The sequence below is a fragment of the Silicimonas algicola genome (assembly GCF_003148765.1).
In the GTDB taxonomy this organism is placed as follows: domain Bacteria; phylum Pseudomonadota; class Alphaproteobacteria; order Rhodobacterales; family Rhodobacteraceae; genus Silicimonas; species Silicimonas algicola.
Genome location: NZ_QGGV01000028.1, coordinates 1 through 1,079, shown reverse-complemented (window position 1 = coordinate 1,079; position 1,079 = coordinate 1). Strand labels below are relative to the sequence as shown.

The following is a 1,079-nucleotide window of genomic DNA, read 5'->3' as shown; positions in this document are numbered from 1 at the left end:
ACGGGCGCAGTCACGGTCGAAGGGGTCCTCTGGGTCCCGATCTACGGCGTCTTCTTCGCGCTCCTCGTCGACGTCTCTCTGATGTTCAACGGACAAAGCCAGGCACGCCGGATCATCCAGGACGTGAACCGCCTCGCCTCGACCGGATACCTGGGCGACATGGATGAGCCGGCGCTGATCGAACAGGCCGCCGAGGATCGCGCGACCGCCAGCCTCAGCCATCTCAGCAGCGCAGCCGAGGTCGAGACGACCATCGTCGACAATGTCGTCAGCATCGTCGCCACGATCCCGGGCTCCGACCTTCAGGCCACGGGCATCCTGTCCATCTTCTCGGACATCCAGATCGTCGTGTCCGCGTCTCACCTGGTGGAGAGTTGACATGTCCCAGATCTTGAGCGCGCTCCGCCGTTTCCGCCGCGAAGACGGGACAATCTCCGTCGAAGCGGTCCTGTGGATCCCCTTTTTCGTGTTCTGCCTGACGCTGATCGCCGACGGCGCCCTCATCTTCTACGGCCAGGCGCGTGCGCTCCAGGTCACCGAGGACGCGAACCGCTCCTTCGCCATCGGCGAGGTGACGCGCGAAGAGGCAGAGGCGCAGATCGTGTCGCGGCTTTCCACGATCAGCCCGAATGCCAGCGCTCACATCAATACCGAAGACGGACTCATCACGACGGTCGTCACCTTGCCGACGTCCGATCTCGATGCGGTGGGCTTCGTCACCTCGCTTGCGTCGATAAACATGCAGGTGGTCTCCCAAATGGTTCAGGAGTTCTAGAAATGTCAAAGTTGCGGATACCGACCCCTGTCGCGGACGAGGATGGCGCGATGTCGGTCATAAACCTGTTCTTCATCCTGGCCGTGGGAATGCTTTCGGGCGTCGCCATCGACGTGTCGAACCTCATGTCGGCGCGCACCCAGCTTCAGACCGCCGCCGACGCCGCAGCGCACGCCGCGCTCGTCGAACGGGAAATGCACGACATGGAGACATCGCGCGCGACCGCGATGCAGATCCTGCAGGCCAACATGCCGGCCTCGGTCTATGGCGAGGTCCTCGACGAAGAGGCGATCCAGTTCGGCGA

Annotated in this window: 3 protein-coding genes; all 3 read left to right on the top strand. The window is 63.1% G+C overall.

What is annotated here, in order from left to right; translation table 11 throughout:
• Positions 1-378, top strand: a 378-nt coding sequence (locus C8D95_RS22230) for a hypothetical protein (RefSeq protein WP_170121505.1), incomplete at its 5' end; no start/stop codon positions are given.
• A gap of 1 nt (position 379) precedes the next feature.
• On the top strand, positions 380-775 hold the full coding sequence (locus C8D95_RS21625) for a TadE/TadG family type IV pilus assembly protein (protein ID WP_164721596.1): 396 nt from the start codon (positions 380-382) through the stop codon (positions 773-775).
• Positions 776-777: 2 nt separating this feature from the next.
• A partial coding sequence (locus tag C8D95_RS21620) for a pilus assembly protein TadG-related protein (RefSeq protein WP_249033343.1) occupies positions 778-1,079 on the top strand: 302 nt, incomplete at its 3' end.

What these genes read in the sequence shown, in the direction of transcription:
- C8D95_RS21625 (WP_164721596.1), top strand. Translation starts at nt 380, where the DNA reads ATGTCCCAGATCTTGAGCGCGCTCCGCCGTTTCCGCCGCGAAGACGGG.